This is a genomic window from Methanosarcina barkeri MS (assembly GCF_000970025.1).
Classification (GTDB): domain Archaea; phylum Halobacteriota; class Methanosarcinia; order Methanosarcinales; family Methanosarcinaceae; genus Methanosarcina; species Methanosarcina barkeri.
Genome location: NZ_CP009528.1, coordinates 2,905,351 through 2,928,534 on the forward strand (window position 1 = coordinate 2,905,351; position 23,184 = coordinate 2,928,534).

15 protein-coding genes and 1 pseudogene are annotated in these 23,184 nt (G+C 39.1%); 10 read left to right on the plus strand and 6 right to left on the minus strand.

Annotated elements, in window-relative coordinates; all coding sequences use genetic code 11:
- Positions 1-447 precede the first annotated feature (447 nt).
- The gene (locus tag MSBRM_RS11700; protein ID WP_048155809.1) at positions 448-642 is read left to right on the plus strand and encodes a hypothetical protein; all 195 of its coding nucleotides are present in this window, start codon (positions 448-450) and stop codon (positions 640-642) included.
- A 322-nt stretch (positions 643-964) separates the two neighbouring features.
- On the plus strand, positions 965-1,294 hold the full coding sequence (gene eif1A / locus MSBRM_RS11705; RefSeq protein WP_141706414.1) for a translation initiation factor eIF-1A: 330 nt from the start codon (positions 965-967) through the stop codon (positions 1,292-1,294).
- Positions 1,295-1,749: 455 nt separating this feature from the next.
- Here the strand turns inward: eif1A and MSBRM_RS11710 are convergent, their stop codons facing one another.
- Positions 1,750-3,384, minus strand: coding sequence for an acetolactate synthase large subunit (locus MSBRM_RS11710; protein WP_048116603.1), 1,635 nt, complete (start codon positions 3,382-3,384; stop codon positions 1,750-1,752).
- A 569-nt stretch (positions 3,385-3,953) separates the two neighbouring features.
- Between MSBRM_RS11710 and MSBRM_RS11715 the strand changes: the two genes are divergently transcribed.
- Both MSBRM_RS11715 and MSBRM_RS11720 read left to right on the plus strand, forming a co-directional pair.
- Complete coding sequence (locus tag MSBRM_RS11715) at positions 3,954-5,210, plus strand: acyltransferase family protein (RefSeq protein WP_048116600.1); 1,257 nt, start codon at positions 3,954-3,956, stop codon at positions 5,208-5,210.
- A 1,185-nt stretch (positions 5,211-6,395) separates the two neighbouring features.
- The gene (locus MSBRM_RS11720; RefSeq protein WP_048157060.1) at positions 6,396-7,304 is read left to right on the plus strand and encodes a TIGR00269 family protein; all 909 of its coding nucleotides are present in this window, start codon (positions 6,396-6,398) and stop codon (positions 7,302-7,304) included.
- 185 nt (positions 7,305-7,489) lie between these two features.
- Here the strand turns inward: MSBRM_RS11720 and MSBRM_RS11730 are convergent, their stop codons facing one another.
- Positions 7,490-8,395 (minus strand): DUF7847 domain-containing protein, encoded by a 906-nt coding sequence (locus MSBRM_RS11730; protein WP_048155816.1) that lies wholly within the window; start codon positions 8,393-8,395, stop codon positions 7,490-7,492.
- Positions 8,396-9,235: 840 nt separating this feature from the next.
- On the opposite strand from MSBRM_RS11730, the gene MSBRM_RS11735 reads away from it, so the two are divergent.
- Positions 9,236-11,119, plus strand: a complete 1,884-nt coding sequence (locus tag MSBRM_RS11735) for a PGF-pre-PGF domain-containing protein (RefSeq protein ID WP_052712872.1) — start codon at positions 9,236-9,238, stop codon at positions 11,117-11,119.
- A 240-nt stretch (positions 11,120-11,359) separates the two neighbouring features.
- Entirely contained in the window at positions 11,360-11,869 is a 510-nt protein-coding gene (locus tag MSBRM_RS11740) for a DUF523 domain-containing protein (RefSeq protein ID WP_048116594.1), read from the plus strand.
- A gap of 544 nt (positions 11,870-12,413) precedes the next feature.
- Here the strand turns inward: MSBRM_RS11740 and MSBRM_RS11745 are convergent.
- From MSBRM_RS11745 to MSBRM_RS11755, 3 genes are all read right to left on the minus strand, one after another.
- The gene (locus tag MSBRM_RS11745; protein ID WP_052712873.1) at positions 12,414-15,194 is read right to left on the minus strand and encodes a leucine-rich repeat domain-containing protein; all 2,781 of its coding nucleotides are present in this window, start codon (positions 15,192-15,194) and stop codon (positions 12,414-12,416) included.
- A gap of 233 nt (positions 15,195-15,427) precedes the next feature.
- Entirely contained in the window at positions 15,428-16,168 is a 741-nt protein-coding gene (mobA, locus tag MSBRM_RS11750; protein WP_080943706.1) for a molybdenum cofactor guanylyltransferase, read from the minus strand.
- A 58-nt stretch (positions 16,169-16,226) separates the two neighbouring features.
- Entirely contained in the window at positions 16,227-17,084 is an 858-nt protein-coding gene (locus tag MSBRM_RS11755; protein ID WP_048116591.1) for a molybdopterin synthase, read from the minus strand.
- A 284-nt stretch (positions 17,085-17,368) separates the two neighbouring features.
- Between MSBRM_RS11755 and radC the strand changes: the two genes are divergently transcribed.
- The 4 genes from radC (at position 17,369) to MSBRM_RS11775 (ending at position 22,448) form a co-directional block, all read left to right on the plus strand.
- Positions 17,369-18,058 carry a RadC family protein gene (gene radC, locus MSBRM_RS11760; RefSeq protein WP_048116588.1) on the plus strand — a complete coding sequence of 230 codons (690 nt, stop codon included), beginning with the start codon at positions 17,369-17,371 and terminating at the stop codon, positions 18,056-18,058.
- Positions 18,059-18,364: 306 nt separating this feature from the next.
- Positions 18,365-18,943: a flavodoxin family protein gene (locus MSBRM_RS11765; RefSeq protein ID WP_048116585.1), complete on the plus strand. Its 579-nt coding sequence runs from the start codon at positions 18,365-18,367 to the stop codon at positions 18,941-18,943.
- A 625-nt stretch (positions 18,944-19,568) separates the two neighbouring features.
- Positions 19,569-20,480: a methanogenesis marker protein 11 gene (gene mmp11 / locus MSBRM_RS11770; protein ID WP_080941428.1), complete on the plus strand. Its 912-nt coding sequence runs from the start codon at positions 19,569-19,571 to the stop codon at positions 20,478-20,480.
- Between the two features lie 159 nt (positions 20,481-20,639).
- Complete coding sequence (locus MSBRM_RS11775) at positions 20,640-22,448, plus strand: thiamine pyrophosphate-dependent enzyme (RefSeq protein ID WP_048116577.1); 1,809 nt, start codon at positions 20,640-20,642, stop codon at positions 22,446-22,448.
- Between the two features lie 41 nt (positions 22,449-22,489).
- Here the strand turns inward: MSBRM_RS11775 and MSBRM_RS20495 are convergent.
- A pseudogene (locus MSBRM_RS20495) lies at positions 22,490-22,918 on the minus strand (PGF-pre-PGF domain-containing protein).
- Between the last annotated feature and the right edge of the window lie 266 nt (positions 22,919-23,184).

The window sequence follows — 23,184 nt, forward strand, 5'->3', positions numbered from 1 at the left end:
AGCGGATCAAACGGACTCTCTTTTTTTATAATGATATATTGAACAATATTTTTATTTGAACGATTATGATCATCTCCATAACTGATATATAGATTTTAGATTCTTTTGTTTGGTTCTTTTGTAATTTTTTTAAGTTAAGACAACAATTTTCCATGTATATTGATGCCTCTTCCGCATATATTCAGGTTTATTTCTTGAAAAAATCTTTATTTCTTTTAATTTATATTGGATTTTTGGACTTTTCTGGCCATTTATTCGCAGAAAGATTTATATAAGCAAATAACTACGTAGAAGCGGTTGAAAATAAAGAGATGTATAATCTGCTATTAATAACTCCATTTTTGTTTTATCGATAATTATATCCGATCATGTTTTTATCGAATACAGGTACCCGCTATATGGGGATAAAATAATAATGGGTTTTAATGACAAGGAAAATGGGTTTTTATGATGGAAGAAATTCTTCCGCGAAAGCAAACCGAAACATTCACCGAAGAGGTTTCAGAGGCGGTAACAGCGGTTCCCAGCGGCCCCCAGCGAAACTCATATTCAAACAGGCCAAAAGACGACCGGTTTATTGAAAGAGAGGACTTTTTAATCACGGGAAGCCCTAAATATGATATTAGCTGCGTGTCAATATAAAGTCTCTAAAGGATGAGCCATTTTAAGACATGGTCCTAATTGATACTCAGTTCACTTTCATTGATTATTCTCTTTGTTTTTACCTTTATTGTGGGAGATTTCTTGGGAAACAAAAAACGGAAAAAATAACAACTTAATCAGAAAATGTACCCAAGTGTCTCTAAAAATGTGGAAGATCTCTAAGGTAGAGATCTATAAAGATAGTCAGGAAGACGGAAAAACAAGCAGAACTGAGAATAAAATCAGGGAAAGCCTGTTCAAAATTGAAATACTTAAAATAAAAATAAACATTGGAGGAATTAATTTGGCTAATTACAGAAGCATTATCAGACGCCGAAACTCAAAATCAAGTAAATCGGTTGCAGGAGATACTCATGAAGTAATAAGGGTACGTACTCCTCAAAAGGACAGAAACGAAGTTCTGGCAACAGTATTAAATTTACTTGGTTCTAAAAGAGTCACACTACAGTGTATGGACGGTGTGGTCAGAATGGGACGAATTCCCGGATCTAAAAACAAGAGACTGTGGATTCGTGAAGGCGATATAGTCATAGCGAACCCATGGGAAATTCAGGACTCTAAAGCCGACGTTATCTGGAAATATACAAGGCCCCAGATTGAATGGCTTGAAAAAAAAGGATACCTTAACTGATGAGGATGCCTGAAACACTTTATTCACTTAAATAGATAATATTAATTTGCGATTCAATTAACCTGTGGCCAACCTCTGGTTTTGGAAAATCAGGTTTTAAATCAGAAGGATATTAAACCACAAGCTCAAGAACCGCTTAAAATTTATAAGACTAAATAAGCACTTTTATTTCATTTTAACGTTTTATTTCACCTTAACGCTTTTCTCCTCGTTTGTCGGGCCATAACAAGTGTTTACTGAACTTCAACTTTCTTAGGAAATGTTTCTTTTACTCGGTTCAGAATGCTTGGTTCAGAATACCTGATTCAGAATACCCAGGTCGGAGTAATAAGTTCACTTCAGAGGATTCCTTATGAAATATCAGGATTTTTACTTCGGGTCTTTTTTGGGTATTTTAATCTGCCCCTGGTCTTTTCGATGTCTCAATTGGTGGATTTCTGAAAAATGTATTCCAATCAGAACTTACATGTAAGCTTTCCCAATTCTATCGAAAAAGTTTCATAGTTTACGGAATAGTCAATAGGACACTCAATAACTGCCACTTTATTCAAGGCAAAAGCTTTCTCCAGAACTTCAGCAAGGTCATCGTCTTCCTTGATCCTGATACCCACAGCACCGAAGCTCCTGGCAAAGAGAGAAAAATCAGGATTTCCATAGTCCAGCCCGAAATCCTCAAAATGCATTTTTTTCTGCTTCCACTTAATAAAGCCGAAACCATTGTCATTGAGGATAAGGACAACAATAGGAATTTCATAGCGGATTGCAGTCTCAAGTTCCTGGCAGTTCATCATAAAACCTCCGTCCCCACAGATTGCAAGCACGCGGCGCTCCGGATGAAGAAGCTTTGCAGTAATCCCTGAAGGAAGACCTGCACCCATAGTCGCAAGGGCGTTGTCAAGGAGCACGGTATTTGGAGCATAGGTCTTGTAAAGGCGAGCGAACCAGAGTTTATAAATCCCATTATCCAGTGTGATTATGTCTTCTCTTCCCAGCACCTTTCTGACACTCTGAACTACGGCCTGTGGAACAGGAGGATAGCTTTTCCTGGCAGAACCATTTATTTTTTCCTTAATGAAATTCCTGGTATGTTCAAAGATCGGAAATTCCCGTTTCTCTGGAATGCTTGCGGCAAGTTCCCGGATTGAAGAAGCAATATCCCCTATGACTTCTACTGTTGGGTTAAAGTATCTGTCAGGCACGAATTCCACGAAATCAATATTTATGATCTGTTTGTCCAGCGTACTGTTCCACAGGTAAGGGGGATATTCGACGATATCGTAACCAATAGTGATAATAAGGTCAGCCCCGTCAATTCCACAGTTAACATAATCCCTTGCATGAATCCCTGTGGCAAAGAGACTGTAACTGCAGTCATCAGGGACGACTCCTTTTCCCATTTGAGTATGCACCAGGTAGATGCCTGTCCGCTCGACAAAATTTTCGAGTTCCTCAGTGATCGCTTTTCGGTTTGCTCCTGAGGAAACTATGATCAGGGGATTTTTAGCCTCACAGATCATAGCCGCAGCTCTTTTTACAGCGTCAGGATCAGGGTAAGGAATTTTAATTTCGCTTCGCTTCTGCACCGTCGCTTCAGTTTCTTCTTCAGCTATGTCTTCCGGAAGTTCGATGTGTATAGCTCCTGGCCTATCAGCTTCAGCATGTTTGAAGGCATTACGGATCACCGTAGGGATCATTCCCGGATCGGTAATGGATACAGCCTTTTTGCAGAGAGGCTCCATCATTCTGACAGTGTTTACAAGCTGGAAACGAGCCTGCCAGTTGTCAGTCAAAGCCTTCTGTCCAGATATAGATATGAGAGGTGCTCCTATAAGCTGTGCCTGAGCAACGCCTGTAACAAGATTTGTGGCTCCGGGTCCAAGTGTTGAAAAGCAGACCCCTGGCTTTCCGGTCAGCCTTCCATATGTTGCAGCCATAAACGCCGCAGCCTGTTCGTGTCTTGTTACGATTAGTTTGATTCTGGAAGTTCTCAGGGACTCAAGCAGGTCAAGGTTTTCCTCTCCTGGCAATCCAAATATATATTCAACGCCTTCTTCTTCAAGCTGGGCAACAAAAAGATCCGAAGCTTTCATGAAAAAACTCCAATATAGCTATATGGCTATTTAAGCCGAATTTGCCTTAACGCAGGTTTGTTTATTAAGCCTTGATTATGTTATTTATTAAGCTTAATTGAGTTTACTATTTAGGCGTGAACAGATCAGCTGGAATTTCTTTCGGTTCTTTTCACCAGATATCGACCTTTATTGCTCGTCTGTTATTTTCTATATGCTATGCTCATAGACTCAGATTTCAAGAAATTTACTAAAATCAAGAAATTTTCGGTATATAGTGCACGTGAAGAATTAATTTTCGGTATTATAGTGCATTTGAAGCATTTTATATTTATAAGAAGGATTTAATTTATATACGAGATTCAAACTTTACCTGTAGAAATAAACATCAAAATTAGCATCGGAGCAGATATTATATAAAATGATAAATAAAAATAGCGCAGAGTTTATATAGAAAGGAAAGGGGTACATTTTTAACACAATTATGATTATTGAATAACGATTATTTTTTTTAAGTTAGATTATTAATAAACAAAATTTATAGAGGTCAATTCATATTTACATGAAATTTCATTTATAGGATTGAGACTATGAAAAACAAAATAATTGCATTTGATTTTTTAAGGGCTTTAGCAATAGCAATGATTATTCCGGCTCACTTAAGTAATTTTTTATCTTTCACTTATATCAAGTTAGCCCTTTATGCCGTTGATCCTTTTGTTGCAAATATGGGACTGGGACTTTTTATATTTATGAGTGGATATTTGTTATATTATAACAACCATTCAATAAACTCTTTCCAGAGCATATTGTCTTTCTACAAAAAACGACTCCTGAGGATTTTTCCCCTTTACTGGGCAGCTCTCGCTGCTTTTACACTTGTGTTCTTTATATTTGCTCCAAGGCTAAACTCAGGTTTTGAATTTCCCAATGCTGAACAGGTGTTTAGTTTTCATAATCTAATCATGCATATACTAGGATTACAAATTTTCCTTGCTCCTGCATATGTATCCCCGATGCTGACATTATATTTTATAGGTTTAATTATTGTATTCTATACAATTTACCCGTTCATCATTATGCTTTCAAAAAGTTCAAAACAGATCTTACTTTATTCTTCTCTCATATTTCTCGGATGCTTGCTAGTCTCAAGAACTTTTAACATTATTGAGTACCGCTTTTATACGTTTTTCCCGATATTTGTTTTTGGGATTCTTACCTGTAAAGAAAGCCTATTTGAAAAGACAACGATAATTAACAGGAAAAATCCTTTTGTCAAGATACTGCTGGCTGCCCTTCCTGTTATGCTTGTACTGGTTATTGTTTTGGGCTCAAGAACAACCCTTTTCCTAGATCAAAATGCTTCATTCAGTATTAAATCTGCAAGTAGCGGCACGATAGGGTCTTCTATGGTAATATCGATGCTAGAAAGTATGGCAAATTCACTGGGCCTGAGTTACATTACCTTAAAATTCATTATTGATTCTGTGCTTCTTAACTTATTTGTAATAATATTCTGTGTTCTAGAATACAGGTTTGCAATGAAATTTATCAACAATGAATTTTCAAGTTACCTGAGCTCTGTGTTTACATATGTTGCTACAGCTTCATATTGTATCTATTTGTTCCACAGACCATTTCTAGCACTCTGGAACTCAGGGACACACTTTATAAGTAGTCCAATCCTGCATGATGTCATCCTTATTTTCATAGCACTACCTATCCTGGTCATCATCTCGTATCACTTGCAGATTCTTGAATTAAATTTAAAAAAGCATATTTTTCATAAGAAAGCGCCTCACAAAGACTTTCCCTTTATAGGCTCTTCAAATAGTTCAAGCAAGTGAGTGTCTGGTAGAAAAATTTCTATGAAAAAAATCGAAGTTTTAAATTCAAGACTGGAACCTTTTGTGTTCGAACTCCGTCATCCGAGTCCCATCTTGGAAGGACGGAGCTTTTTTCATTCACTTCGTTCATTCAAGAGGGTTGAATTAGATAGGACTTACGCACTTGAAGACCAAAATCAATTACGTCAAAGACTGCAGATTAAAGTCATATTTTAGACATTTAATGGTTTATGCTGCTGATTCTTCATTTCAACTGCGTAAGTCCTATTATAATAAAGATACTTGAGATAGGTTTGCAGGTTGTCCCAGGCCCATAATCCCAGAACTCCGGGGAGACACTATTGTCAAGCCAACAACAAAATGTCGTATAAAATCGATTGTAATTATTTTGAATTATTGAATCCTTGATGATTGACTCGACACTAGATTTTGTAATTGGTTCCATCCGTCTTCGGTTAAGTAAGGAATCATGATAAATTGCGTCAATTTCCTCAACATTTATCAAATATTTTGAGAAATTATGAGCTGGAGCAGAATATCTATTTCATATAAACAGGCCAAAATTTAAAGTCGGCTTCTAATGCAAAATCAATAGCTTTCAGGCAAAAAAATTCCTTAACCAATGACTAATAAATTGGTTTCAATCCTTGAAATACAATTTTGGGATTGAAGTCTTTAGATACCAAATATTGATTTTGATAAAAACCGGATTTTTCTTGCGGATTCAGACTTTCAATCAAGAAATACAAAAATCGCTAGATTTTGGAACAGAGTCAAAAACTCTCAAATTAAAATGAAAAGAAAAAAATAAGCTGAAAAAGAGAAAATGATTCGAGAATATGGGCAGTGTGCCAATTTTTCTGTAAAATCACAAATCTCAATAAGTTATTGGGTAGAAAAATTCCGTATCGACAGATCAATTTTCTCCATACTATGCAAAAACTTGACTTCAAATTTTCAGCAAATTTGAGACACTACCAGAATATGTATAAAAAATTCTGAAAATAAGCAAAAAATCTGTAAAAACGCTCTTCCACAAAAATACATAAAAAGCAATATATATGAGCGGTTCCTTTCCTAAATGAATTCTGGCATAGAATAATTGAAAATAATTAAATTATATCTGTTTGTCAGATTTCAGCTTTTCAGATTATTTTCAGGTAATTGGCAGAAAAAAGGATTCAAATGACAATCAAATGCAAAAAATGCAATCATGAAGCCATCGTTTTTCAGAAATATTCCGGGATGCACCTTTGCAAGAAACATTTTGTAGAAGATGTCGAAAGGAAAATCAAACTGACAATACGAAAAGAGTATAGTATCCGTAAAAATGATGTGATAGCTGTTGCTCTAAGCGGGGGTAAGGACAGCTCAGTTGCCCTCTATATAATGCACAAAATTCTGGGGAACAGGCCAGACATTGAAATCGTTGCAATTTCAGTGGACGAAGGAATAAACGGATATCGCCCTCATTCCCTCGAAGTTGCAAAAAGCCTCACAAAGATGCTTGGGGTGAGGCATATCATAAAGTCCTTCAAAGAGGTACACGGAGTAACTATGGACGAACTGGCTGCAATGGACCGGGAAAAAGGCGCATGCAGCTACTGCGGCGTCCTTAGAAAGAATATTCTCAATAGAACCGCGCTTGAAATCGGAGCAACAAAACTCGTTACAGGACATAACCTGGATGATGAAGCCCAGACAATTCTTCTCAACCACTTAAGGGGAGATGTGGAGCGCATGGTCAGACTTGCTCCGCCTGCAGCTATTGAAGGCCTGGTCTTGCGAGCAAAACCCCTGAGGAATATCCCTGAAAAAGAAGTGGCACTTTATGCTCTTGTAAACTCCCTCCCTGTGGACTTCAGCGAATGCCCGTATGCAGGAGAAGCTTTACGAGGAGAGATAAGGGAGCTTCTGAACAACTTTGAGGCAAAGCACCCTGGAACCAAATATTCTCTGCTAAGGGGCTTTGACAAGCTTGTAGGAGCACTTTGTAAAGAAATGCCACCTGCAAAAATCGGGAAGTGCAGGATTTGCGGGGAAACTTGCACTGAAGAGGTATGTCAGGCCTGCAAGTTGCTAGGTCGGGCTTAAATTCAGAATTAACCTTGCAATAGCCTTTCAGAAATTATCCTTCAGAAAGGCCTTTCACTCCTGTTTCACAGTTAGAAATCCTGTTGTTTTTGACAGTAGCACTGAAATAACATTCCCCAACAGAAACTTCGAGAAAGATCTTCGAGAAACTACAATCTCGGAAAGATCTTTCAAAAACTAACTTTTCAGAAGCTATCCGGGACGGAGAGCAGATCTGAAGGGTCATAGAGCTTTCTTCCTTTTCTTGTCAGGTAGAGGCGTGTCCACAGGACAGTTGTGAGAGGCTGCAGAATCACAATAGGAACCAGAGATATAATTGCTGTAAACAGGATGTTTCCCGAGTCTACAAATTCGCTGACATAACCATTGATTAGAGCTAATCCGATAGTGATTATCCAGATAATGGAAACGTCCAGTTTATTATTTCTAAAGAAACGAAAACCTTCACCCAAAGCCTCAAGGGGTCCAAGCTCGTCGATCACAAGAGCATAACTGCTGAGGGCAAGTACGAGATTGAGAAATATAATATAAGCGATCCAGAGAATAAATCCTATACCTAGCGCTATCATGCCGTTTACTGAAGCTTCTGGATTTTGGATAAACGTATTCAGGTTCCCTACTGCAAAGGCTCCTGGCACTATAAATATGATTCCTACAAGCAGGAGTAGGGTAGTTAGCAGGATTGTAAGGAAAAGCCTGATGGTGTTTTTTGAACTTGAAACCAGCATATCAAAGATCCCGGTATCTCCTGTCTCAGAGGCTTTTTTTGCCATCCCTATTGCTCCTGCTGTGAAGAAGGACTGCACGAACAATGAAAACAGAAAAAACGCGATAATCACAAATAAGAACAGTCCGAAGTTCTCAGAAAAACCGTTCCATAATATGGAAAGAATTTCCTTATTGGAAAGGGTTGCAGGATCGATAATACTTCCTGTATTTGAGGTAAAGAACAAAATGCCCATCAAGCTAACGAAAAGGACATAAATAATCATATTGATAAGAAAATTAAGGATGAATGGAATACAGATATTTAAATTTCTAAACCAGCTGTAAAATCCTCTGTTAAGTATTGTTCCAAAATCTTCATACATGTGCCGTAACCTTCCAATTATAAGGGCAGTGCTCCTGCATTTCTCTTGCAAACATACCCAAACAGATCGCAAAAGTATAGCTGGCATGCAGGTTCACAGAGACCATTTTTGAATACATATGCAGAAGATAAATATATAATCTCTTATTTTCGTACAAAGGTAATACAGGTGGAGGCTAAGTGAAAAACAGGTGAAAGCCAAGTGAAAAAAAGGTGAAAAAAAGGTGAAAAAAAGGTGAAAAAAAGGTGAAAGCCAAGTGAAAGCCAAGTGAAAGCCAAGTGAAAGCCAAGTGAAAGCCAAGTGAAAGCCAAGTGAAAGCCAAGTGAAAGCCAAGTGAAAGCCAAGTGAAAGCCAAGTGAAAGCCAAGTGAAGACCAGGTAAAGGCTAATTGAAAGACATAGTATTGAATCAATTATCAAGGACTCAATTATACGATACTTAGTGGATGACTCGACAATAGTTGATCTGTCTGTTAATTAACGACTTTCCCGCCAAAAAAGAGATTTATTTTGGAATCAGTACACTTGGATTCATGTAGGTAGTGAAGTCACCATCAATTCCGATTCTTTCAGATCTCCTAAATCTCCTAAATCTCCGAATCATCAAACTGGAACCCCGAAAGTCACCCCATCTTTCGTTTAAAACTCCCATTTAATCAATTGTTTTCGTTAGTAGGAGAATGATTTTCAAGCAATTTCACTATATGTGCTTGTTTTAAAATAAAAAATATTTTTTCATTGTTTTTGAAGACCTGTAAACTTATTAAGATTCAAGATGTACCTTATAATATAACTTATATATCAAAAATAATAAAGTGACTTTAAATTGGAGATGTAGGAAATGAAAAATCGCTTTATTGCATTATTATTAGCAATTTTTATATTTATAACAGCGTCTGGAATAGGTGCTGCAGCTGAAATAATAGTGCACAATGGTGAATCAATACAGTCAGCTGTGAATAATGCAACGCACGGAGACACTATAATTGTAGAACCTGGTACTTATTATGAGAATGTTACTCTCAGTACATATGATATGGTTATTATGTCTCAATCAGGCAATCCTGAAGACACGATAATTCAAGGAAATGGTTTTTACCTAACAGGTGATGCACAGGAGATAACCATTAAAGGTTTTACCCTAAAAGGTACTGATACTTCTTATGGAATAAATCTCGGTCAGTTCTCTAACTGCATAATTGAAAAAAATAAAATCCTGAATTATGGTACAGGCATTGACACAAATCTGTACTCTACTTTTACTATAGATAATAATGAAATTTCAAATTGTGAATCAGGAGTTTCTGTTGGGGAATGTTATTACGGTGCTACTGTCAAAAACAACAGGATTTCTAACTGTGAAATAGGAGTCGTTGTGGGAGATTCAGGAAATTCCCAAATTGAGAATAACACAATTACAGAAAATGATCAGGGTATAGCCCTGCTGTACGAAGGCCGCGCTGATATTGCCGGTAATACTATAAGTTTTAACAAGAAATGTGGGCTTTACGATAAAGCAGATGCTAGTAGCAAAATCTATAACAATTATTTCAATAACACAGTAAATGTAATTTTTGATGGCTATTATGGCTACCCTAACATATGGAACACTACCAGAACAACAGGAAAAAACATTATAGGTGGCCCCTATATTGCAGGAAACTATTGGGCTAAACCTGATGGAACAGGCTTTTCTCAAACACATTACGATGTAGACGGAGACGGCATAGCAGAGGAGACAGCAACCCTTAGCGAAAATGAAATCGACTATGCAGCTCTTGCAACGTCGAATTCTTCAACGCCTGAGCAACCTCCGGCATCAACTAATTCAACAGTTACTCCTTCCGATAACGTAACAGAGCCTCCTTCAGAAGAAGTCGTAGGTAATAATAGCAGCAGTTCTGATGGTAATTCAGATAGCAATTCAGATGGCAATTCAGATGGCAATTCAGATGGCACTTCTGGCGACAGTTCAGATAGCGGTTCAGATGGCACTTCTGGTGGAAGCAGCCACAGCAGTGGAAGTAGCGGTGGCGGCGGTGGTTCCCCTGAACCTCAAACTAACGTTCAAGTCAAGGAACTTTCGCAGGCACAGGTTTTAAACGGAAAGTCTGTAATGTTTGATTTCCCAAATAACGCAACCTGTGTTGTGTATGTCAGCTTTGATGCAAAGAAGACTGCAGGTAAGATTACAGCCATTGCCGAACAACTCAAAGGAAAATCAACTCTGGTTTCAGAACTGAACTCGGGTGAGGTCTATAAGTACTTCAACCTCTGGGTCGGAAACTCAGGATTTGCTACCTCAAAGAATATTGAAAACCCTGAACTATGCTTCAAGATTGAAAAGTCCTGGCTGCAGGATAAGAAGATCAACCAGAATTCAATCATGCTCAATAGCTACAGTGACAAAAAATGGTCACAACTACCAGCGACCCTGTTAAAAGAAGACGGCCAATATCTGTATTTCACGGCACACCCCTCGGAATTCTCATTCTTTGCAATAACCGGAGCAACACCAGAGGAAGCCGGAAATGAAACACAGACTGAACCTGATACTGAAAACCTCAGTACTAATACTGGAGGCAATATTGGAAACAACACTGGAAACGCAACAACAGGTGTTGAGCAACCTTCTGAGCAAGAAGAAAATAAAGGTATTCCAGGCTTTGAAATGATTTACGGAGTAATCGGGCTTACTGGAGTGTACCTGCTTAGAAGAAGGTGATCATCTGGAGAGTTTCAAAGCTACTCTTGACAGGATTGAGTCTTAGCAGGATTAACTCTTGACGGAATGAAAGACGAAACTGCAGTACTACTTAAGGGGTGAGGAAATGATTTTAAAAACACTCACCCCTTTTACTGCCTCCTGAAAGCAGAGAAAGAATATTCTGTGACCCATTGTCAAAGCTGTAGAAGAAACAGAAGACGCGAGAAAAATGTTATTAAGCGAAATACAGGTGAGGATATGAAAAAGCTGGAAAATTACGAGTGCTCCCACGTTTCTGAAAAACCCTCTGACGGCGGCGAAACCGAAGAAGTCCTGGTCATAGGCCACTGCCTGCTCAACCCCCTTGCAAGAGTAAAAGGAGTAAAACCAGCCCAGCCTATTGATACGCGAGGCGCAAACGTTATCCAGCTCCCCTGCCCGGAAGCGACGTTTTTCGGAATGAAGCGCCGGGAAATTACTAAAGATCAGCTTGACCATCCTGCTTACCGGCGGTTTTGCAGAGAAATCTTTACCCATTTTGCAGACCTGCTCGAAGACCTTGCAGCAAGCGGCGTAAAAATAAAAATTCTAGGCGTCCCGAAAAGCCCTTCATGCGGCGTGGAAATAACCAGCGTTGGCGGAGAGCCAGGCAAAGTCAAGGAATTCCACCATAGACATGCGCCGGGTCCTGGGGTATTTATGGAAGAGATTATAAAAGAGCTTGCAAAACGAGATGTAAAGTTTGAGATAGAGGATGCGGGAAGGTAAAGAAAGGTCGAAGATGCCAGAATGTAAAGAAATTAGGTAAAAATCATTGGTTCCTGATTAACTGTTTCTGATTAGTTATTTGATTTATTTAAGGGTTAAAAGAAGGAATCTTCATATTTCTTTCTACAGGTAGGTTTTTACAGGTGTCCACAATGGCTTTTATTCATTAGTTTCCCCTATATTTTGTATTTTTTGCGGGAAAAGCCGCTCTCCTACGTCGAACGGGAAAAAACGGTTCAGGATAGCGAATATGGCTATACTGGTCAGAGTTTGAGATTTTGAACTGATAATCTTTTTTCAAAAACATTAACTAACAAATGAAATAATGTTTAAAAGTTCTGCACAAAAAAGATTCACTTTTTACTTAATTATACTAGAACCGCCAGAGAAAATCGGTTCTTATAGCCTCAGGCTCTCACCGGTCGTCGCAGGCGACCGGCCTTTTCCTAAATAAGAATATAGACAAAGACATAAAAAATGAATATACAGGCTTTTCAAATGATCTAAATCATATCACGCAAGAGCATATCTGAATATAGATTAATTACCACTTTTTTGATTTTTTACTTTTCAAGTAGATTTTCATTATTTCATTTAACCTAAGCCCAACGCCATAAAAGTTGGGTTCAGCCATAACAATTTTGTTTAATTTTTCCAGCAGAGTATCTTCAGTATCAGATTCTTCTTCTATTTCTTGTAATTTTCGAAGTATTTTCAGTATTTCATTCCCATTGCTTCCATTCATTTCTGCTATTCGCAGTATTTCTTCCAGTAGTGCTCTCTCGTTACTTCTATTAATTACTGTTCCAAGAAGATCACTTACATTATATTCATCATCAGAGCCATCGGGCATATAAGTTTCACGTCCTTTTAACTCCAGTTTGATTAAGTGATCATAGCTTACAGTCACTTCTGGATTATCAGGCAATGGAATTTTTTCTATTGCTTTTAATTTTTCGAAACTATTGTTTATTTCCCGAAACATCTGTAGGATAACTGAGAAATAGTCCCTTCTTTGGTTCCCATTTACGTAAATGCTTATTCTCTTTGCTTCAATGTCTGCTCTGATCACCGCAGTAGAATGGTAACCTTTGTTCTCCAGAACCACACCTGTGCGCCAGCGCAGATCATCTTTTATATCCCTATTCATCTTTACGATGAAACGTGGCATTACCGAAGGAGGAAGAAAATCATAGTCTATTACAAACCTTAGAGTTCCTTCGTAATCAAATTCAAAATCAGGTTCCTGAATTTCCAGCGAGGCAGGAAGGAGAACAGTGTTATCATCAAGATCGTAAGATAATTCAAATTTTTTCATCAAACTAACAAAAAAACCATATTGATAGGGAGGATAACAAAAATCTGCTTCAGTATTCTTCTTTAATATCTCAGGAAGCATGCTGTCAGGTTTTAGAATTCCTTTAGATTCGGCAATTTCCCTTGAGTTAACGATTTTATATACAGCATTAGTAACCCATTGAGGTTCTAAAACATATGTATTTAATAGAGGTATGTCTCTGAAATGAAGTATTACACCTAAGTCATGAAGGAAATCAACAAGGGTGTTCTGTGCTGATTCACTTTTTATTCCTTCTTCATCACACATTGTTTCATATTGTTTATATTCGATGAAATTACAGTGCTCACAGTCTCCATTGACTTTAGTCGAAGGACAGCTCGGGCATATTTCTTCAAGCCTACTCTTTACATTAAACCAGCTTATAGGCCACTTAATTTCAAGATGTTTAACCGTCTTTAATTCATCTTCAAGAATTTTTAGAAATTCCTCAATTCCTTCTCCTGATTTGCAGGATAGCCTGTAAAATCCCCTTATTGACGAATATTTTTCTCCCAGGAACTTTCTGTTTAGTTCAAAAGCTGGATTTTGATCTATTTTATTAATCACAACTAAAACAGGGGAATCTCCACCGAAATTTTCTATGAGTTTAAGCCAGTATTCAGGCTTCTCATCTTTTCTTCCATCCAACACCAGAATGTAAAGACTCCTTTTTGACAAAAAGAACTGGTGAGTGGCGTGCATGATTTCTTGCCCACCAAAATCCCAGAAATTAGCCTTGATTTCTCGATCTCCATTATTTATTGCCAACTTCCTGATATTGATTCCCTGAGTTTGTGACTCATTACCATCAACTTCTTCCCCAAAAATTCTCTTCACCAGTGAGGTTTTGCCCGCCTCTCCATCTCCTACCAGCAAAACTTTAACTTCATTTAACGGTTTCTTTTCACCTTCAAATGACTTGAAATAATTGATAACTGCCTCACGGCCCTGTTTTACAATCTCTATTGGAGGATTTTCAAGAGGATTTCCTTCTAAGAATATTCCTTTTTCTGCCGAATTACCTTCCCACTCAATATCTATACCTAATTCTAATATTTCTGGCGGCAGCGAACTTAATTGATTATCAGAGAGGATAAGTGTAGTAAGATTTTTCAGTTCTGTGATTTCCGGAGGAAACGAAGTCAATTTATTACGAGATATGTCAAGTCTAGTAAGATTTTTCAGTTCTGTGATTTCCGAAGGCAACGAAGTCAATTCATTACGAGATATGTCAAGTCTAGTAAGATTTTTCAGTTCTGTGATTTCCAGCGGTAACGAAGTCAATTGATTCCAAAACATGTAAAGTGTAGTAAGACTTTTCAACTCTGTGATTCCCGGCGGCAACGAAGTCAATTGATTCCAAGCCATGTTAAGTGTGATAAGATTTTTCAACTCTGCGATTCCAAGCGGTAGCGAAATCAATTGATTCCAAGATATATCTAGTGTAGTAAGATTTTTCAACTCTGCGATTCCCGGTGGCAGTGAAGTTAATTGATTTGAAGATATGTTAAGTATAGTAAGATTTTTCAACTCTGTGATTTCCGATGGCAGTGAAGTTAATTCATTACTAGATATGTTAAGTGTAGTAAGATTTTTCAACTCTGCAATTTCCGACGGCAATGAAGTTAATCGATTCGAAGAGATGTTAAGTGTAGTAAGATTTTTCAGTTTTGTGATTTCTGGAGGCAACGAAGTCAATTTATTAACGGATATTTCAAGTGTAGTAAGATTTTTCAGTTTTGTGATTTCCGGAGGCATCGAAGTCAATTTATTACCAGATACGTTAAGCTTAGTAAGATTTTTCAACTCTGCGATTTCTGGTGGCAGCAAACTCAATTGATTTGCTGAGATGTCAAGTCTAGTAAGATTTTTGAGTTCTGCGATTTCCGGCGGCAACGAAGTTAGTCTTTTGGACGAAAGATCAAGTGTAGTCGCGTTACTTTCTTTAGCTTTTAAAATTAGATCTTTGATTTCATTCAGTTCCATCTGAAGTCCCTGCCTAAAGAAAAACAATCAAAAGTTCAATAAGTCTTTGAAACCGCAATTATTGAAAATGTATTACATAAAAGGAAAACTGATTCAAAAAATAAAAGTGATTGTCATCTAAATAACTTTCGATTTTAATTAATGGTGGAGGAATAGTCGAAAACGATGATGTAAAAAACAGAAAACGGAATTTTGTTAATTTATTATTCCAAAAATTATCCACAGCGTGTAATCTAATTTAATGATTTTTCTTTTTTGCCCGAAAGCTCTATAATACGTTGCATCTCATCAGCAGTATTTATATTCGCAAAACTCCTCAATTCAGGATCAATTTCCCGAATTTCCGAAACCTCAACAAAAACAACATACTTCATTTCAAAAACCGGCGTAAGAACTGAACACCTTCCGTTCTCAAAAGCTTTTTCAATTTCAGGAATCATTTTTTTTGAATAAACTGCATGTAGAGGCTCAAATTTTCCATCTTCCCGTTTTGGAAGGGCAGCATCATGTCCGCTTGCTTTCTCAAAAAGCAGGTATACAACCCTGGAATCTACAAAAGGCATATCCCCCGCGCAGACAAAAGAATACTCTGCTCTGGATTCAAGCAGCCCCGCCCGGATGCCTTCAAGGGGACCGGCGTCTTCCAGAGTATCAAAACAGAAACGGATTTCATGGGCAGAGAATTTTTCAATCACAGATCTGAACTTTTCTTCCTGCTTTTTGTCCCGGAACGAGATAATAACCTCGTCCACAACCCGGAAAAGGCTTTCCAGCAGGCGCTCAATAATTGTTTTTCCTTCGAATTCGAGAAGGGCTTTTTCGACCGTGCCCATCCGCCTGCCCCTGCCGCCTGCCAGCACGACGGCACTTCTGAATTTTGTTTTATCTTCTTCGGGATCCGCTTCTTTAATTTCAGCTTTTATTACTTCTGTTTTCCCTGTATCTGTTTTTTTAAAGTTTGTTTTTCCGCCCATTGAATCATTTCCGGGTTTCTCTATAATTTTTATTTTCCTTTCTGCTCAGATCTGTTTTTTAATTTTCGTGATGTTCTCTGTCGTGGACCCAGAATTCTTCTTTTTCCGTGAATTCCTTCTTCCAGATAGGAGCTTCGGCTTTTATGCGGTCTATGGCTTCGCTGAGGGCGGAAAAAAGCTCTCCCCTGTGGGCGGCTGCGACAACAATGTATACTATGTCTTCTCCGGCTTTGATAACGCCTGTTTTATGGTGTATCAGGACTTCAAGGATGCCTTCTTTTTGTTTGAGTTCTTCCCGGATCTGGTCAAGAACTTTTGAAGCTTCCGGTTCGTATTTTTCGAATTCAAGCTTTGAAGTTATCTCGTTTCCGGCCAGTTCGCGGACAATGCCGGTAAATGTACCGATTGCACCTGCTTTTCGGGTTACCGGGTTTTTTCTGACTTTCTTTATAAGGGCTTCCAGGGTGTACCGGTCAGGCTGTGCAAGGACTATTCCTACAAGAGAGGCTGTAAGTTCTTCGTGCATATCGATGTCCGACGGCAGCCTGAAAACTACGTTGGAAACGCCCTGAAGGTCGCCAATTGCAATTTTCGGAAGATTGCTTCCCTTGAACCCCTCTACCACGGCAAAATCAAGCCCCTGGTCGCAAAGCAGGTCAAGAGCGTCTTCAAGGTTCTGGCCTCTGGAAAAACTGACAAGTTCAGTACCTGTTGCTTCTGTGCCTGTTATTCCTATTACCGTGTCAGCCCCGGCATCAAAATGCCTGCCTGTATCAGTCTCTGCCGGATTGAGACTCTGCTCACCCATGTGTTTTATTGTGCCCACAGTTCCGAACCCGGAAAGATTCCGGACAAGGGCTGAAACTACGGATGTCTTACCCGATTTTTTATACCCGACAACTGAAATGACTTTCATCAAAGAACGTTATGCACTTTCCTGTATAAGTAAAGGCTGGCATTTTATTCTTTGTTTAATTTTATAGAGCGTTTTGTGAAGATTCAAATATTGAAACTTTGATATTATCTATAAAGAGTTTGATTAACTGTTTGACTAACTTGCTTGACTAACTTGTTTGACTAACTTGCTTGACTAACTGTTTGACTAACTTGCTTGACTAACTGTTTGACTAAATTGTTTGACTAACTTAAAATTTGGATTTATACAGAAATTTTCCGTTAATTGGAAATAGGGGGTTGATTATGGAAATAAACAAGGTCAGAATTCAGGATATTCCTGAACAGGAACGCCCAAGGGAAAGGCTTATTCGAAACGGGCCGGAATCGCTTTCGAACGCAGAACTGCTTGGAGTTGTCCTGAGGACAGGATCAAATAAAGAGAATGTTGTCAGCCTGTCCAGCCGAATATTTTCAGAATACAGCATCAAGCAGCTCAGTCTTGCAAATGTTTCAAGGCTTATGAAGGTTCATGGAGTAGGAAAGGCCAAAGCTGCCCAGATAGCTGCAGTTTTCGAACTTGCCCGCCGGCTTGAGACCTTTGTGGAAGAGCCCAAAAGAAAAATCTGCTCCCCAAAGGATGTATATACCTTTATGTACCCTAAGATGCGCGAACAAAAAAAAGAAAAATTTATAACACTTTGCCTTGATACAAAAAATCAAATCCTGAAAGAAGAAGTTGTATCCATCGGCAGCTTGAACGCGAGCATTGTTCATCCGCGTGAGGTTTTCAAGTCCGCCCTTATGGAATCGTCAGCGTCAGTAATCATGGTCCATAATCATCCTTCAGGGGACCCAAGCCCTAGCCGAGAAGACATAATGGTCACTGAGAAAATGATAGAAGGAGGAAAACTCCTTGGAATTGATGTGCTTGACCATATTATTATCGGGGAAGGCAGATACGTGAGCCTCAAAGATGAAGGCTTTGTAAGATAAAGTAACTTAAAGACATAAACTCTGAATGTAGAGACTTTCAATGTAGAAGAGTTCAATGTAGCTAATTCAATGAACTCTCAGTGTAGAAACTCTCAGTGTAGAAGAGTTTAATGTAGAGAATTCGATGAACTCTCAGCGCAGAAACTCTCGGTGCAGAAACTCTAAGTGCAGAAACTCTCAGTATAGAAGCGTTCAATATAAAAGGTCTCAACATAGTCACTTTCTGATCACTTTCCGTAATTGAACAAGAATAAAATAACAGGTTGAGAAATACGAAAAAATAGTTGAAAAAAGTTGTTGAAGACTATGAAAGTTATAGGCATTAATGGAAGCCCACGAAAAGACGGCAATACTGCAATCCTGATTCAAACCGTATTTGAGGAATTAACAAAAGAAGGCATTGAAACCGAACTTATTCAACTATCTGGAAAAAGCATAGAAGGATGCAAAGCTTGTCGGGCTTGCCACAAAAACAAAAATAAGCAATGTGTCATTACGGATGATTTTTTTAATGAGTGTTTTGCAAAAATGCTTGCTTCAGACGGAATTATTCTAGGATCGCCGGTATATTCAGCTGGTGTGACCTCTCAAATGAAAGCCTTAATTGACAGGGCGAGTATGGTACTTGCAGGAAATCGAGGGCTTTTCAAGCATAAAGTAGGAGCTTCAGTTGTAGCTGCTCGCCGAGGCGGTGCTATAAGTGCCTTTGATACCCTGAACAATTTTTTACATAGCAAAGAAATGTTTCTGGTAGGGTCAAGTTACTGGAATATGGCTTACGGAAATGCTATCGGAGAGGTAGAACAGGATCAAGAAGGCATTGATAATATGAAAAATCTTGGCCAAAATATGGCGTGGATATTGAAAAAAATTCATAATAGTTGAGCCTAATTGAGCATCTCAAGTGGATTAAATAAGGTTTCAAGGTCTCCTTTAAATTTCCCCATTAAATATCCTAGACAAAAGAAGCAAGTAAACCTACCGATAAAAAGATAAATAGTCATTTTATAAAAGTTAGCTCGTATCGAGCGCGAGTGATTTATTAGATTAGAACCTGTGGACATCTGTTATCAGGAACTATAATCGAATATCAAAATTAAGTTGTTTACATACGATTTATTCTCCAACCAAACCATACTATCGAACTTCACTTATATCGAACTTTACTTATATCGAACTTTACTTATATCGAACTTTACTTATATCGAGCTTTACTTATATCGAACTTTACTTATATCGAGCTTTACTTATATCGAACTTTACTTATATCGAACTTTACTTATATCGAACTTTACTTATATCGAACTTTACTTATCGAATTTCATCTCATCGAATTACTAAGATTACGATATCTATATATATCTTAAGAGATGGGCATTTCGATTAAACAAATTTCCCTCCCAGTTTCTTATTCCCTAAAAAGGAGGTTTTCTGAATTACAAAACATATAAACGCTTGTGCACTGGACAGCAGGGATATTGAGGAAGTAATCCTGGATGATCCTTATACTGTGCCTTATAGAGGCATTTATGCTATCTGTGACGCAGCAAATGAGTATGCAGAGATAATTGAGCACTCCAATTGTTATAGTGGGGCCTGCTGGTCCCTTTACCATTATGCAAAAGCGCCCCTTGTCCTGAAAGCCCGTTCAACCGGAAATATGATCCGCTATTTCATGAAAACCGGAACCTCAAACCTGGAACTCAAACCTTCCATCGCTGCCGCAGGTATCGAATCAGTGGTCGTGAAAGGGAATGAGGTGGAGATCACCTATGCCGGATTAGGAGGCGGAGGTGTTGGCGCAACCCGTTGCAGGGCATTTGCAGACGGAATTCTTCATTATAAGATCTCAGAATCAGGAGGCGAAAAATGCGCAAAGGGGACGATTGCAGTTCCGCGCAGAGACCGTGTCCTTATAGGCATAGACGACACGGACTCAAAAGACGTAGGAGCCACCTGGACCCTGACCCACAACATTGCAAGAAAACTGGACTGCCATGAAGCCGTTTATCTTTCACATTCTCTTGTCCAGCTTTTCCCTGTTCCGGAAAAAACCCAGAACTGCATGTCTACAGTTCTTGAATTCGGCTGTGTGAATGAAAAAGCGAAATCAAGGCTGGTAGAGACTTTCAAAAAAGCGATTAAGAAATACACCGCTTCATCCCAAACCGGACTGGTTGTCCTTTCAGATTTCTATGCAAAAGGATTATATAAATACAGCAACCGCTGCCGGACTGAAAGGATCTTGAAAGCCGAAGCTTTGCAGTGCGCTAGAGAAAACGGTGTGGAAGTCCTGCTTGATGGCAACGGAGTAATAGGTGCACTTGCCTCTCTCCCCTGGTTCGGAAGACCTGATGAGTCCATAATTCCAGGCACTCCGATCAAGCCTCTTGATATCGAGGGGCTTAAAAACAACGTTTAAGAAATCTAAAAAAACAGGTAAAAAGCAAGGACGCCGAAATAAAAACCTCAAACCGGATTTGAATTGCTTGAACACTGAGTTCGATGGAACTCAAGTTTCAAACCGGTTTTACGAAACTTTGAGTTCGGCATCTTCTGAATTCCACAGCGTGGGATCAATTTGAAAGAAAAAAAAGAAGCACCAGAATACACCGGGTTTGAAGCCCTTTACCTTGCAGCCCTTGATAGTGATGTCAGCTTCATAACAGGTGTCCCCGGCTATCCTGTTACCTCCCTTATGGAACTTTTTTTGAGAATACCCGTGGGAAAAGGGCTTTTAAATACCTCAGAAGAAAAAAACCTGGATTCCAGGAAGGCAGCAGCTTTCGAGATAATGCGAAATGCCTCCAAAATACAGGATTATAATGCCAGATGGCTCACAAACGAGAAAGTTGCCCTTGAAAACGCTTTAGGAGCATCAGTTTCTGGCAGAAGGACGCTTGTGCTTGTAAAGCATGTGGGGATGAACCTGCTTTCTGACCCTCTTATAACCTCTGTCACCCACACCATAGGAGCCGGCCTTGTCATAATTGCAGGAGATGATCCCGGTGCAAAGGGCTCTCAGAATGAACAGGATTCTCGCTGGTATGGCCGGATAGCAGAGATAGCAGTATTTGACCCGGCTTCGCCAGATATGGCATACAGGACACTTAGACGAGCTTACGAGCTTTCGGAAGAGACAAGGACGCCTGTTCTTCTGAGGGTCATTGCAAGCCTGGAAAAAACTAAAGGAAAAATAAACCGCCTTCGGAAGTCTTCCTCTCCTCATCCTGAATTTGACCGTGCAATCTGGAAAAAACGAATGGTAGAAAAACACAGGCTTTTTCACTCAAGAACCTACCCTCTACTGGAAAAGGAAGCTGAAAACACCGACCTTAATGAGATACGAAAAAGGACAGCCGGAAATACCGGAAACGGATCAGGTTCGGAGCATGGATATCTGGGGATCATTTCCTCAGGTTTCATGTCTTCAATCGTGGAAGAATTATTGAAAAAGCAGAACGAGTTTCATGCTGAGGTTTCTCACCCTGAAATTTCTCACCTGGCTCTTGGCCTTGTAAACCCTCTTCCCCTCGAAAAGATAAAGGCTTTTCTGGATAGCAATCAGAAGATACTCGTTGTCGAAGAGTCCGAGCCCTTTATAGAGGAGCAGATCCGGGTTACTGGCAAGGTTTATGGGAAAAAGACAGGACATCTTCCATACGGGCAGGTCAGACCTGAAGACCTTGAATTTGCCCTTGAGCACATCGAAAAAGAAATTGTAAAACCTGCAGATACTACTCTCAAAGCCAAAAAGAAAAACAGGGTTGGAATCTGTGACGACTGCGCGTATCTTCCCCTTTACCGCTTTCTCAGCACTCTTGACGTGCGGATTGCCGGTGATATGGGCTGTTCCGTCCGGAGTGCACCCGAGCCCCTTGCGGCAGTTGATGTTAGTTTTGCGCTTGGCTCGGCAATCTCGGTTGCATGTGGCTTTGAGAAAAAGAGTATAGCCGTTATCGGAGATTTCGCTCTGGCGCATTCGGGCATTCTCGGACTCCTGAGTGCCGCGACTACAGGCTGCAATGTGCTTGTGCTTGTACTCCAGAATGAGGTTGCAGCGATGACCGGCGGGCAGGCTGTTCCCGATCTCAGGAAAGTAGTTAAGGCAATAACCCCTGATGTTTCTGTCTTCAATATCGATGCCAGTGAAGAGGAAGCAGTGAATGGAACTTCGAAAGCGATAGATGAGACTGATAAACGGGCTGATAAAACAGAAAAAGTTATGGATAAAGCTGAGAATGAGGTCGAATCAGGGAAAGAAATCGAAAAGACGATCTTGAATCCCAAACTTTCCGAACTGATCCTGGCAAAACTTGCACTTCCCGGACTTTCTGTAATATTTATAGAAGGGAAGTGCAGAAAGTATTGTTCTGGAGTATTTTGTTAATTTCCAGAGCTTAGAGTCCCAAAAAGTTATGAGCAGAACAACTAAAAAACGTAAGCATAAGAATGATTCTTGAGCAGAATGGTTCTTGAGCAGAATGGTTCTTGAGCAGAAGTCTGAGCGTCAGGCTCAGGTGGAATTTCAGCCAAAATTTCTTTTTTTGTCGTCTTACCCGTTATTACGAAAGGAGAAATCCAGGGAGTTCGGCTATGATACAGATATGTATCATCTTCCCCTGAAAGGCTGGTTGATTGAAAGCGGTTCCATTTTGTATCATTGTACCTGTTCAGGATAATTTAAGCCTGGTCGAGATTGTTATCCTCAATCCAGGATTTTTCAACTTTGAAACATACAACCGGATTTTCTAGATTCTTCGAGTTTCCATATCCACCGTTTCCAACCCAGAGATTAAAGAATATATAAACCTCATCCGAAGGCAGGTCCGAAACCAGAGCGGATTTAGTTTTCAGCATTTTTACATTTGGTGCTTTATTTAACAGTTATATCACCCATAAATTATCTTGCAGCTTGAATCCATATTCTACTGCTTCCTCAGTTCAAGTGTACAAATCCTGAAAAAGTCCAGATATAAACTGGAGATCCGATTTTAAAATAATTAGAAAATATTTGTAAGAATGGCTCTCAAATGAACCTTAAATGAACCTTAAATGAATCTTGAATATCAAATATTTCTCACTCGTTTACGTGATTAAGCATAAAAGTTAGTAAGTGTAAAGTG